This is a genomic window from Tenacibaculum sp. ZH5_bin.1, from assembly GCF_042865525.1.
Taxonomy (GTDB): Bacteria; Bacteroidota; Bacteroidia; order Flavobacteriales; family Flavobacteriaceae; genus Polaribacter; species Polaribacter mesophilus.
In genome coordinates this window covers 118,976-131,513 of record NZ_JBEGIO010000003.1, presented here as the reverse complement: position 1 = coordinate 131,513, position 12,538 = coordinate 118,976, and the positions used below count along the sequence as shown (strand labels likewise).

Below are 12,538 nucleotides of genomic sequence, written 5' to 3'. Positions count from 1 at the left end.
TTTTTAGTTCAAATGTTCAATTTTAGCACGGTTTTTTGCATTATGCACAACTAGTTTATATACGTAATAAAATTACTTATATATTCCTTTTACGGTAAGATATGCGGAACTTTTAGCAATTTTATTAACACTTTCAAATATAAAGAAATAAGATAAAAAAGTGCAACTTTTTTATCGAGACGACACCCCAAGCCTAATCGGATTGTCTTTTCTTTCTTATTAATAGAAGCAATTTTAAACAAGTTGACACACTTCATTGAATACTCCCATAAAACGGGTCGTTAATATCACGGTGTGCTCCGAAGACACCGCGGCATGGGTCGCTGATACTACGGCATGCTCCGCAGACACCACGGCACGGGTCGCTAATATCACGGCAAGCTCCGAAGATACCACGGCACGGGTCGCTGATATTACGGCATGCTCCGCAGACACCACGGCACGGGTCGCTAATATCACGGCATGCTCCGCAGACACCACGGCACGGGTCGCTGATATCACGGCGTGCTCCGAAGACACCGCGGCATGGGTCGCTGATATCACGGCGTGCTCCGCAGACACCGCGGCATGGGTCGCTAATATCACGGCATGCTCCGCAGACACCACGGCATGGGTCGCTAATATCACGGCATGCTCCGAAGACACCACGGCATGGGTCGCTGATATCACGGCGTGCTCCGCAGACACCGCGGCATGGGTCGCTGATATCACGGCATGCTCTCTACTTTTACATCTGTATAGATTCAGCCCAACATTCTCTGTATACTTATTAGCGGACGTTGCCTTTGGTAGTAAAAAATAAACCTCATACTAACAAGCCAAAAAAAAGGCTGTATAGTATGAGGTTTCCCCTAAGTTATTAATTCGTTTAAAGTAACAACTATCGTGAATTATTCTTCAGTAGTTACTTTTTTAAAACGCATCATGGTTACATCGTCCATTAATAAGTTTAGTTTTCCTTCTAAGTCAAAACTATACTTGTTTACTTTTTTAATGGTTTTTAAAAACTCTTGTTCTCCTTGTCCGCAGTACATCATAGTTGTTGGTCCTGGTTCTCCAAAAGAAATCGCATTTTCTTCTCCTAACGTAAATTCAGCAGCATAACCGTTACAACCATTATTTCCTGTAGCTTTCTTTGTTTCTTTATCAAACGTAAGTTGTGGCTTTTTATCAGGAAACAATCCTTCAAAAGCAATTCTAGGTCCAGAGATGTATTCTAGTTCCCAAGCGGTTCCGTATAATTGTTCAGCAGTATCTTTTTTAGCACAAGACACTGTAATTAATAGAATTACTGCGAATACAAATGATAGTTTTTTCATACTATGTAAGTTTAGTTATTAGTATTAAATTCAGTTGAGTTTTTTACTACAAATTTTCTTGATGCTTCACCATCTACCAATTTGTATGTAATTTGTCTGGTACCTCCTGTTGGGTTAGCATTAGAATCTTCTTCTTTATAAATAGGAAAACGTTGCGCTAAAGTTGTTTCAATAATGGTAAATTCATCGTGCCCCATATATCCCTTACTTAATTCTTTATTATCGGTAATAGGAGGGAAGTATATTTGACTCATCGATTTTTTATTGTTTACTGAAAATCCTATTACATTTCCGTAGCTTCCACTTCCGTCAGATTTTGTATAGATTAATATTTCTGGAGAACCATCAGAGTTTAAATCTTCAATTTCAGCATCTACGACGTTACCATCAATTGTTTGAGTAACAGCTGAATTGTCAATTTCTAATCCGTAAGGAGTAACTGTTAATTCAGTTTCCATTCCATTTTTTTTAGTAGCAATGCTAAAACTAATTCCTTGTAAGGTTACATTTTTTCTAAAAATGGTTTTGTCTATCTGTGTTTGGTCAAGGTTTCCTTCAATTTTATGATAAGAACCTGCAAGACTTCCTCCACCTGAACAGTAAAAGTTTAATAAACTATTATCTTCTTTGTTTGCCGTTGCAATAGAAATTTGTTTGTTTTTAAAAGAAAATACTACAGTCTTACCATTTATGTCAGCTGTATACGTGCTGTCATTTGCTTTTTTAGCAAGAGCGTCAAAAGTACAAGTAGGTTTTTTCTTGTCAGCACGTGAGCGAACAGCAATTTTTATATTGTCATTTGCGGCTGGTTTTACAGCAACTGAAACCCAATCGTACCCTTCGTTTCTTTTTTCATATTCTGAAGAAACGTAGTTTCCTGTAACATCAGTAATTGTAGCTACAGTTTCTTGTTTTATGGTTTCTTGTGTGTCTGTTTTTTTTGCTTCGTTTTTACAGCTAACGATGGCTAAAAATGCTATTACTAGTAGTGCTGAATTGGTAAGTTTTATCATGCTATTTTATGTTTTTTGCTTCTAAATAACAATAAATATACCATTAAAGATATGAAAAAACGTTTTAAGAAAACCTTAAGATTCTTGTTTTTTAGTAGGTTGATATTGTAGCGTATAGGTTTAATAACGTTTTTTGAGGGCATAAAAAAAGACCGCCAAAACCTAATTTGACGATCTTTTAAACAAACAACTAAATTCTAAAACCTATAAAAGTTGAAGAAAGTTTTAAAAAACTACCTATGCTTGTTAGCAACATTAGGTAGTTTTAATATGTTTAGAAGCAGTATTTATTTTCTGCTTTTAATTTTTCTGCGATTGTATTACGTAATTCAACTACGTTAGGGTAGTTTGCATACTTTGTAAAACGCTTAAGTCCCATTAACATCATACGTTGTTCATCACCTTCAGCGAAAGAAATAATTCCTTCTCTTGCACTTTTGGTAATAATTTCAACAGCATTGTATAAGTATAACTTCGCCATTGCAATCTGTTCCTTTTGAGCATCTTCACCAAAACGCTTAGCGTTCTTCTCAGTTCTTAAAATTCCTGATTCTGCCATATATATTTCAATTAAAATATTTGAAGCAGCAGTTAATAACTGTTGGTGTTGCTCTAACTCTGGTCCAAATTTTTGTAAAGCAGCTCCTGCAACCATTAAGAATACTTTCTTAAGTTTAGCAAGGATTTCTTTTTCTTCTGAGAATAATTCAGAATAATCTGGAGTATCGAAAGAAGGAATTCCCATTAATTCGTTTTGAACTGCCATTGCAGGATTTAATAAATCTACATGACCTTTCATTGCTTTTTTAACTAACATTCCTACCGATAATAAACGGTTAATTTCGTTAGTTCCTTCGTAGATACGTGCAATACGAGCATCTCTCCAAGCAGACTCCATTGGAGTTTCTTCAGAGAATCCCATACCTCCAAAAATTTGGATTCCTTCATCAGCACAATTTTGTACGTCTTCTGAAACTGCTACTTTTAAGATAGAACATTCAATAGCGTATTCTTCAACACCTTTTAATTCTGCTTCTTGATGAGTGTTTCCTTCAGATTCACGAATAGCGATTCTGTCTTCAATATTTTTAGCTGCTCTATATGATGCAGACTCACCAACATAAGCGTTAGTAGCCATTTCAGCTAATTTCATTTTAATAGCTCCAAACTCAGCAATAGGAGTTTTAAATTGCTTACGCTCGTTTGCATAGTTTACAGCATGAGTTACAATTCTTCTTTGAGAATCTAAACAAGCAGCAGCTAACTTAATACGACCAACGTTTAAGGCGTTCATGGCAATTTTGAATCCACCACCACGAACAGATAACATGTTTTCAACAGGAACTAAGGTATCGTTGAAAAATACCTGACGAGTTGAAGAGGCACGAATACCTAATTTGTGTTCTTCTTCTCCTAAAGTTACTCCGTTAGGATTGTTTTTATCATATTCTAAGATAAAACCAGTAATGTTTTTATCATCTTCAATACGAGCAAAAACGATGAAGATTTCAGCAAAACCTGCATTCGAAATCCACATTTTTTGTCCGTTAATTTTGTAGTGCTTTCCGTCTTCAGTTAACTCAGCAGTAGTTTTACCTGAGTTAGCATCCGATCCTGCTCCTGGTTCTGTTAAACAGTAAGCTCCAAAACGCTCTCCCATTGCTAATGCAGGAACATATTTTTGCTTTTGCTCTTCTGTACCGTATAACGTAATTGGCATCGTACCAATACCTGTATGTGCACCAAAAGCTGTACTAAAAGATCCGGTTCCACTTGAAATGTAATCACATGTTAACATTGTAGAAACGAATCCCATTCCTAATCCGCCATAAGCTTCAGGAACAGCCACACCTAAAAATCCTAATTCACCAGCTTTACGCATAGTTTCTTCGGTAAGTGCATAATCTTTCTTTTCGAAACGTTCTTTATGAGGAATGATTTCACGGTCGTTAAATTCTTTAACCGCATCACGCATCATTGTTTGCTCTTCTGAAAAATCTTCAGGAGTAAATATATCTTCACATTTTGTTTCTTTTACTAGGAACTGCCCTCCGCGTAAAAGATCTTTTGTTAATTCTGACATAGTATATTAGATTTTAAGATTCAAGAGCCAAGAGTCAAGACTTATTCAGACCAGATTGGAAACTTGAAATCATTTTTTGTATTGACTTAATTTTTTGTTCTAATTCTTTAAACTTTTCTTCAGATAGGTAGCTTTCATTAAAAGCAATAATTAATTGTGTTTCCCATTCAAATGAAGAACCTAAGCTATCTTCTAAATATTTATTAAAATGTTTGTTAGTGCTTTTACTTGAACCCTCAGCTATGTTAGAAGGAATAGAAACAGCACATCTATTCATCTGAGAAACCAAGCCAAACTTTTCAAAGTTTGGAAAGGTTCTAGTTAATTTATAAGAATCAGAAACTAAATTCATGCTTTCAGTCCAAATTTTTAATTTTTTGAAATTGTGCATCGTCTTGTTTCTTGATTCTAATAGTCTTGTTTCTTAATTTAGGAATTCAAAAATACCAGCAGCACCTTGACCAGTACCTACACACATGGTTACCATTCCGTATTTGTTATTCATGTTACGCTTACGCATTTCATCGAATAACTGAACAGATAGTTTACCACCAGTACATCCTAATGGGTGACCTAAAGCAATTGCCCCACCATTTACGTTAACGATATCCGGATTTAATCCTAATTCGCGAATAACTGCTAACGATTGTGAAGCAAACGCTTCGTTTAGCTCAATTAATTCAATATCACTTTGTTGTAAACCTGCTTGTTTTAATGCTTTTGGAATTGCTGCTACAGGACCAATTCCCATAATACGAGGTGGTACTCCTGCTGCTGCATAACTTACTAAACGAGCTTCTGGTTGAATACCTAACTCTTTTACCATATCTTCACTCATTACCATTACAAAGGCAGCTCCGTCACTTGTTTGTGATGAGTTACCAGCGGTAACAGAACCGTTAGCAGCAAATACTGGACGTAATTTTGCTAAGGCTTCTACGCTGGTTCCACGACGTGGACCTTCGTCTTTAGTAACTGTGTAATTTCTTGTAGCACGTTTTCCGTTTCCATCAATGTAAGTTTCTTCTACATCAATTGGAGCTATTTGATCTTGGAAACGATCACTATCTAATGCTTTTAAAGCTTTCATGTGCGATTCGTATGCAAATTGATCTTGATCTGCACGAGATACATTGTATTGTTGCGCTACTGCTTCAGCAGTATTACCCATTCCCCAATAGTAATCTTCGTGACCTGCATTTACGATATCGTAGTTTAATTCTGGTTTAAAACCTGTCATTGGTACAGAACTCATGCTTTCTGCTCCACCAGCAATAATACATTCTGCCATTCCAGATTGAATTTTTGCTACTGCCATACCAATAGTTTCTAATCCTGATGAACAGAAACGGTTTACGGTAACTCCAGGAACATCCACAGAATCTAATCCGATTAACGAAATAATTCTTGCCATGTTTAATCCTTGAGAACCTTCTGGCATTGCGTTACCAACAATAACATCGTCGATACGCTTTACGTCGAATTCTGGCAACTTACCCATCATATATTTGATGGTTTCAGCAGCTAATTCGTCAGCTCTTTTAAATCTGAACACACCTTTTTTAGATTTCCCTACGGCGGTTCTATATCCTTTTACTATATATGCTGTTTTCATATTTTCTTGCTTTTGGCTATTGGCTTTTAGCTATTTGCTAACAGCTAGAGGCTAATAGCATAGTAATTTTAATTACGTAAAGGTTTACCAGTTTTTAACATATGCTGAATACGCTCTAACGTTTTTCTTTCAGTAGTTAAACTTAAGAAAGCTTCACGCTCAAGGTCTAATAAATACTGCTCAGTAACTTTTGTTGGTTCTGATAAATCTCCTCCAGCCATTACATAGGCTAGTTTGTTTGCAATTTTCTGATCGTGTTCAGAAATATATTTAGAAGCTTCCATAGAGTCTGTTCCTACTAAGAACATTCCTAAGGCTTGCTTACCTAATACTAAAACATCTTTACGTTTTACTGGTTGTGTATAACCTGCTTCAGCTAATAACACAGCGTGCTTTTTAGCTTCTGCAATTTGACGGTCTTTGTTTACAACCACAACATCTTTTCCTTTTTGTAGTAGGTTTAAGTCGTATGCTTCATAAGCTGAAGTTGCCACTTTAGCCATACCAATAGTTAAGAAGTGCTCTTGTAATACGTTTAATTGAACATCACCAGTGTGGAATAAGTCCTGAGCTCTTAACGCCATTTCTTTAGATCCACCACCACCAGGAATTACTCCAACTCCAAACTCTACTAATCCGATGTATGTTTCAGCAGCAGCAACTACTTTATCAGCGTGTAATGATAATTCACATCCACCACCTAACGCCATTCCGTGAGGAGCAGCAATGGTAGGAATTGCAGAGTAACGCATACGCATCATGGTATCTTGGAAATATTTGATAGCCATGTTTAACTCGTCGTACTCTTGCTCAACAGCCATCATAAAAATCATTCCGATGTTGGCACCTACTGAGAAGTTTGCAGCTTGGTTACCAATTACTAATCCTTGGAAGTCTTTTTCAGCTAAATCAACCGCTTTGTTTAATCCAGCTAAAACATCACCACCAATAGTGTTCATTTTAGATTGGAATTCACAGTTTAAGATTCCGTCTCCTAAATCTTCAATAACAACTCCAGAGTTTTTGAATACCTCAGTAGTTTTACGAATATTATCTAAGATGATAAATGAATCTTGTCCTGGTTTTTTAACTTGTGCTTTTGCAGGTACATCGTAGTAATATGTTGCACCGTCTTTAACTGTATAGAAAGATTTTTCTCCTTTAGCTACCATTTCTGTAACCCAAGCAGCTGGTTCCTTTCCTTCAGCTTTCATTAATTCGATACCTTTTTCAACTCCTACAGCATCCCAAATTTCGAAAGGACCATTTTCCCATCCGAAACCAGCTTTCATGGCATCGTCAATTCTGTATAATTCATCAGAAATTTCTGGAATTCTATTTTGAACATACGCAAACATTGCTGCGAAGTTCTTACGGTAGAATTCTCCTGCTTTATCTTTTCCGCCAACTAATACTTTAAATCGGTCAATTGGCTTATCGATTGTTTTTGTTAATTCTAAGGTAGCAAATTTTGCTTTTTTAGACGGACGGTATTCCATCGTATTTAAGTCTAAAGCTAAAATTTCACGCTTTCCTTCAGCATTGGTTGTTTTTTTGTAAAAACCTTGTTTGGTTTTGTTTCCTAACCACTTATTTTCCATCATTGTGTTGATGAAATCTGGCAACTTAAATAAGTCGTGTGCTTCATCGTTAGGACAGTTTTCATAGATTCCGTTAGCAACGTGTACTAAAGTATCTAATCCAACAACATCAACAGTACGGAAAGTAGCTGATTTAGGGCGTCCAATAACTGGCCCTGTTAATTTATCAACCTCTTCAATAGTTAGCCCTAATTCTTTTACTTGGTGGAATAACGATTGGATTCCGAAGATACCTATACGGTTTCCAATAAACGCTGGAGTATCTTTTGCTAATACTGAAGTTTTTCCTAAGAATTTAGAACCATAATCCATTAAGAAGTCTGTAACTTCTTGTTTACAGTCAGGTCCTGGAACAACTTCAAATAATTTTAAATAACGAGGAGGGTTAAAAAAGTGTGTAACCGCAAAGTGTTTACGGAAATCTTCACTACGTCCTTCGTTCATAAACTTAATAGGAATACCTGAAGTGTTGGTAGAAATAATAGTACCAGGTGTACGGTATTTCTCAACTTGCTCAAAAACACTTTGTTTAATGTCTAAGCGTTCAACAACTACTTCCATAATCCAATCTACATCTTTTACTTTGTGTAAATCGTCCTCAAGGTTCCCAGTAGTAATTCTATCTGCAAATTTTTTATTGTAGATAGGTGATGGTTTCGACTTTAATGAAGCAGTCAAAGCATCATTTACCAAACGGTTACGAACTACTTTGTCTTCTAAGGTTAATCCTTTTGCTTTTTCTTTGTCGTTAAGCTCTCTTGGAACGATGTCCAAAAGCAATACTTCAACGCCAATGTTAGCAAAATGACATGCAATACCTGATCCCATGATACCAGAACCGATAATTGCTACTTTTTTAATTCTTCTTGCCATTTGTTTGTTGGTTTGTTTTATACAGCTTTATTGTCAATATTTTCTTCTTCGTATATTAACTTATCTGTAATTAGTTTGTTTATTGTTGTTGTTACTTTGAAGAAGGTTTCTAATTCTTCTTCAGTAATATGTTCTCTTACTTTATTATTGAATTGGTATACATGCCCTTTTGAAACTTCACGCATTTCTTTACCATATTTAGTAAGCTTTAAAATAACGCTTCTACCATCATTAGGATTTTTCTCGCGACATATAACTCCTTTGTCTTCCATTGTCTTTAACAAACGAGAAAGACTTGTAGGTTCCATTCCCATTAACGGTCCCAGAGCAGTTGAAGGAGTACCGTTTTCAAAATCTATATTCAATAAAGCAAAAGCCGTAGCCATTGTGCTATCATGCTTTGCAGCTTGCTCGTTATACATTTTAGCAACGGCTTGCCACGTGGCTCTTAATTGGTGATCTATTGATTTATCCTTATCCATGAATGCCAAATATATAAAATTTTATTATGCATGCATAGTATTTTATAAAAAAGTTATGCATGCATAATAAAATTAACAAAAAATTAATCTTGTAACGTTTAGAGAGAAGCGTATACTAATTGAGTATAAAAATATGTAAGTTTGTCACTACTGTTTTTAAATAAACGGTAATTAATCAACTATAAATCTATGAACAATTTATTAGAAATTAATAATGTAGTAAAGCGTTATGGCGATTATACTGCATTAAATAATGTTTCAATGCACATTCCTAAAGGTAGTGTTTTTGGTTTGTTAGGGCCTAACGGTGCAGGAAAGACCTCGCTTATTAGAATTATCAACCAAATAACAATGCCTGATGCAGGTGAAATTATTTTAGATGGAGAGAAGTTAGCTCCAAATCATATAGAACATATAGGATATTTACCTGAAGAAAGAGGATTGTATAAAAGTATGAAGGTAGGAGAGCAGGCACTATATCTTGCTCAATTAAAAGGGTTGAGTAAATCGGAAGCAAAAAAACGATTGAAATATTGGTTTGATAAATTTGATATTGGAGCTTGGTGGAATAAAAAGATTGAAGAGTTGTCTAAAGGGATGGCTCAAAAGGTACAGTTTATAGTAACGGTATTACATCAGCCTAAATTATTAATTTTTGATGAGCCTTTTTCGGGGTTCGATCCTATCAATGCACAACTAATAGCTAAAGAAATTTTACAGTTGCGTGATGAAGGAGCTACCATCATTTTTTCTACCCATAGAATGGAGTCTGTTGAGGAGATGTGTGATTATATAGCGTTGATTAATAAATCGAATAAAATTTTAGATGGTAAGCTAGAAGATATTAAAAAGGAGTTTAGAACTAATACTTTTCAGGTTGGATTGGCTACTTCTAATTCAAAAGAAGTGGAGCAAAAGCTAAAAGAAAACTTTGAGGTTTTACCAGCAGATTTTAAATTGTTAAATGAAGGGTTAAAATTAAATGTAAAACTTACCAACGGAAGTTCTCCAAACGATTTGTTATCGTATTTAACAACTCAGGGACAAGTACAACATTTTGTAGAGTTAGTGCCAAGTGCCAACGATATTTTTATTCAAGCAATCCATAAAAACAGTTAAGCAATGAAAAGATTACGATTAATTATAGAACGCGAGTTTATTGCTAAGGTTAGAAATAAGTCGTTTATCGTTATGACTTTCTTAAGTCCATTGTTAATGATTGGTATGGGGGCTTTAGTATTTTTCTTAATGAAGAAGAACGATGAAAAGGTTAAGAAGATAGTGTATGTTGATGAGTCTGGAATGTTCTCTAAAGATATTTTTAAAGATTCAAAAACAGTAAAGTATGAAGATTTTACAGCCTTAGGAATTGAAAACTCTAAAAAAAAGGTTGAAGAAGGAGATTACTACGGAGCTTTATACATTCCGAAACAAGATAGTTTAGAAATGTTGGCAAAATCGATTGAGTTTTTCTCTAAAGATTCGCCAAGTATGTCTATCATGGAACGTTTAGAAGATAAAATTGATAAGGAGTTACGTCATAAAAAACTAACAAGCTTCGGAATTGATATTGCGCATATAGAAGAGTCTAAAATTTCATCAGAAATTAAAATGTTGAATTTCTCTGGGGAAAAATCATCAAAATTAATCAACGGATTAAAGATTGGTGTAGGAGCTATCGCAGGATATTTATTGATGATGTTTGTAATGATTTATGGAACATCGGTAATGCGTAGTGTTATTGAAGAAAAAACAAGTAGAATTATTGAGGTAATCGTTTCTTCTGTAAAACCTTTTCAATTAATGTTAGGAAAGATTATTGGAAATGCATCAGCTGGATTGTTACAGTTCTTTATTTGGGGAATTTTGTTTTTAGTGTTTAGCCTAGTAGCATCTTCTTTCTTTGGAGTTGATATGATGGAAATGCAGTCAGCAAAAGTATCACCAGAACAAATGGAAGCTATTCAACAAACAGCAGCCAATAAAGGAGAAATGATTGTGCAAGAAATTTTCAGATTGCCTTTAGTAAAAATGTTCTTCTTATTCATTTTCTACTTCTTAGGAGGGTATATGTTATATAGCTCGTTGTTTGCAGCAGTAGGTGCAGCGGTAGATAATGAAACGGATACACAACAATTTATGATGCCTATTATGCTACCGTTAATTTTGGCAGTTTATGTAGGTTTTGCAACGGTTATTAACGATCCTCATGGTCCGGTTTCAGTAATATTTTCTTATATACCTTTTACATCTCCAATAGTGATGTTAATGAGAATCCCGTTTGGAGTTGCTTGGTGGGAAATAGCCATTTCTATGTTGCTATTAATTCTTACTTTTATGGTAATTGTATGGATTGCCGCTAAAATTTATCGTGTAGGTATTTTAATGTACGGTAAAAAACCAACCTACAAAGATTTGTGGAAATGGATTCGTTATAATGGGTAATTAACACTTTTATGAAATTACTTAATATTGTTTAAAAGTGTTGATTATAAATTGTGTGTAACGATTATAACATAAACTAGGATGAAAGAAATAATAAAAGAAATAACGGATTTTCTAAACTATAGAATACCAATAGGAGGAAAAGATATCGAGTTTACAGTAAAAACAATTTTGTTTTTAATAGTAGGTTTACTTTTAGTGAAGCTTTTGTTGAAATATTTAAAAGTACTAGCAAAAAGTAAACTAGAACAGGAAGACAAAAATAAATTTGATACTATTTTCTCATTTACTAGTTGGTTAGTATATGTAATTGTTTTTTCAATAGGTTTAAGTTCAGCAGGAGTCGATTTAAGTGCGATTTTAGTAGCGTCTTCTGCTTTGTTAATAGGTATTGGTTTGGCGTTACAAACCTTTTTTCAAGATATAATCTCTGGAGTTTTTATTATTCTTGATAAAAGTGTTCATGTGGGGGATATTATTGAACTAGATGGAAAAGTTGGTAGGGTGGAAGAGATAAAACTGAGAACCACTAGAGCCGTAACAATCGATAATAAAGTATTGGTTATTCCTAATCACAAGTATTTATCTAACAGCCTATATAACTGGACGCAAAATGGTACTACAACTAGAGAAAGTGTAACAGTGGGTGTGGCCTATGGTAGTGATGTAGCTTTAGTGAAAAAATTATTGTTGCAAGCGGCCAATGAACATCCAAAAGTATACCAGCATCCAGCTCCTTTAGTACTTTTTGAAAATTTCGGAGATAGTTCGTTAAATTTTAAATTAATTTTTACGTTAAATGATAGTTTTCAGGCAGCGATACCAAAAAGTGATATACGGTTTAAAATAGACGAGCTGTTTAGAGAGCATAATATAAGTATTCCGTTCCCTCAAAGAGATATACATATTGTAGATGTCAAAGGGTTGCATTTTGAACCTCCAAAAAAAGAGGTACTCCAAAACAATCAGAAAGAAATTGAAGGTAAAGAGGAAGGAAATTCTAAAGAAGAACTAAATAATTAAGCTGAAAAATGTTTGGCTTGCTTTTTGAGTTGTAACCACCAATGGTTCTTACTTGTTGTAAAGAATGTGTTAATAAAGTAACGT

11 protein-coding genes are annotated in these 12,538 nt (G+C 34.8%); 3 read left to right on the top strand and 8 right to left on the bottom strand.

Annotation, left to right across the window (positions count from 1 at the left end; all coding sequences use genetic code 11):
• Positions 1–234: 234 nt before the first annotated feature.
• From ABHQ57_RS10845 to ABHQ57_RS10810, 8 genes are all read right to left on the bottom strand, one after another.
• Positions 235–711, bottom strand: coding sequence for a hypothetical protein (locus tag ABHQ57_RS10845; RefSeq protein WP_389863681.1), 477 nt, complete (start codon positions 709–711; stop codon positions 235–237).
• A 179-nt stretch (positions 712–890) separates the two neighbouring features.
• Positions 891–1,319, bottom strand: coding sequence for an META domain-containing protein (locus tag ABHQ57_RS10840; protein WP_239180034.1), 429 nt, complete (start codon positions 1,317–1,319; stop codon positions 891–893).
• A gap of 11 nt (positions 1,320–1,330) precedes the next feature.
• Positions 1,331–2,332, bottom strand: a complete 1,002-nt coding sequence (locus ABHQ57_RS10835) for a PliI family lysozyme inhibitor of I-type lysozyme (protein ID WP_389863678.1) — start codon at positions 2,330–2,332, stop codon at positions 1,331–1,333.
• A 274-nt stretch (positions 2,333–2,606) separates the two neighbouring features.
• Positions 2,607–4,415: an acyl-CoA dehydrogenase family protein gene (locus ABHQ57_RS10830; protein WP_125344665.1), complete on the bottom strand. Its 1,809-nt coding sequence runs from the start codon at positions 4,413–4,415 to the stop codon at positions 2,607–2,609.
• Positions 4,416–4,449: 34 nt separating this feature from the next.
• Positions 4,450–4,806: a four helix bundle protein gene (locus tag ABHQ57_RS10825; protein ID WP_167714205.1), complete on the bottom strand. Its 357-nt coding sequence runs from the start codon at positions 4,804–4,806 to the stop codon at positions 4,450–4,452.
• A gap of 33 nt (positions 4,807–4,839) precedes the next feature.
• Positions 4,840–6,030 carry an acetyl-CoA C-acyltransferase gene (locus tag ABHQ57_RS10820; RefSeq protein ID WP_167714204.1) on the bottom strand — a complete coding sequence of 397 codons (1,191 nt, stop codon included), beginning with the start codon at positions 6,028–6,030 and terminating at the stop codon, positions 4,840–4,842.
• Between the two features lie 68 nt (positions 6,031–6,098).
• Positions 6,099–8,504 (bottom strand): 3-hydroxyacyl-CoA dehydrogenase/enoyl-CoA hydratase family protein, encoded by a 2,406-nt coding sequence (locus tag ABHQ57_RS10815; protein ID WP_047790063.1) that lies wholly within the window; start codon positions 8,502–8,504, stop codon positions 6,099–6,101.
• Between the two features lie 17 nt (positions 8,505–8,521).
• Positions 8,522–8,986 carry a MarR family winged helix-turn-helix transcriptional regulator gene (locus tag ABHQ57_RS10810; protein WP_047790064.1) on the bottom strand — a complete coding sequence of 155 codons (465 nt, stop codon included), beginning with the start codon at positions 8,984–8,986 and terminating at the stop codon, positions 8,522–8,524.
• A 189-nt stretch (positions 8,987–9,175) separates the two neighbouring features.
• On the opposite strand from ABHQ57_RS10810, the gene ABHQ57_RS10805 reads away from it, so the two are divergent.
• From ABHQ57_RS10805 to ABHQ57_RS10795, 3 genes are all read left to right on the top strand, one after another.
• Positions 9,176–10,105 carry an ABC transporter ATP-binding protein gene (locus ABHQ57_RS10805; RefSeq protein WP_073184572.1) on the top strand — a complete coding sequence of 310 codons (930 nt, stop codon included), beginning with the start codon at positions 9,176–9,178 and terminating at the stop codon, positions 10,103–10,105.
• Between the two features lie 3 nt (positions 10,106–10,108).
• Positions 10,109–11,431, top strand: coding sequence for an ABC transporter permease (locus tag ABHQ57_RS10800; RefSeq protein WP_073184570.1), 1,323 nt, complete (start codon positions 10,109–10,111; stop codon positions 11,429–11,431).
• An 81-nt stretch (positions 11,432–11,512) separates the two neighbouring features.
• The gene (locus ABHQ57_RS10795) at positions 11,513–12,454 is read left to right on the top strand and encodes a mechanosensitive ion channel family protein (protein WP_167714203.1); all 942 of its coding nucleotides are present in this window, start codon (positions 11,513–11,515) and stop codon (positions 12,452–12,454) included.
• The last annotated feature ends 84 nt before the right edge of the window (positions 12,455–12,538 follow it).

Bases quoted from the DNA above. Each gene is read 5' to 3' on its own strand.
- ABHQ57_RS10840 (WP_239180034.1), bottom strand. From the start codon at position 1,319: ATGAAAAAACTATCATTTGTATTCGCAGTAATTCTATTAATTACAGTG.
- ABHQ57_RS10835 (WP_389863678.1), bottom strand. From the start codon at position 2,332: ATGATAAAACTTACCAATTCAGCACTACTAGTAATAGCATTTTTAGCC.
- ABHQ57_RS10830 (WP_125344665.1), bottom strand. From the start codon at position 4,415: ATGTCAGAATTAACAAAAGATCTTTTACGCGGAGGGCAGTTCCTAGTA.
- ABHQ57_RS10825 (WP_167714205.1), bottom strand. From the start codon at position 4,806: ATGCACAATTTCAAAAAATTAAAAATTTGGACTGAAAGCATGAATTTA.
- ABHQ57_RS10820 (WP_167714204.1), bottom strand. From the start codon at position 6,030: ATGAAAACAGCATATATAGTAAAAGGATATAGAACCGCCGTAGGGAAA.
- ABHQ57_RS10815 (WP_047790063.1), bottom strand. From the start codon at position 8,504: ATGGCAAGAAGAATTAAAAAAGTAGCAATTATCGGTTCTGGTATCATG.
- ABHQ57_RS10810 (WP_047790064.1), bottom strand. From the start codon at position 8,986: ATGGATAAGGATAAATCAATAGATCACCAATTAAGAGCCACGTGGCAA.
- ABHQ57_RS10805 (WP_073184572.1), top strand. From the start codon at position 9,176: ATGAACAATTTATTAGAAATTAATAATGTAGTAAAGCGTTATGGCGAT.
- ABHQ57_RS10800 (WP_073184570.1), top strand. From the start codon at position 10,109: ATGAAAAGATTACGATTAATTATAGAACGCGAGTTTATTGCTAAGGTT.
- ABHQ57_RS10795 (WP_167714203.1), top strand. From the start codon at position 11,513: ATGAAAGAAATAATAAAAGAAATAACGGATTTTCTAAACTATAGAATA.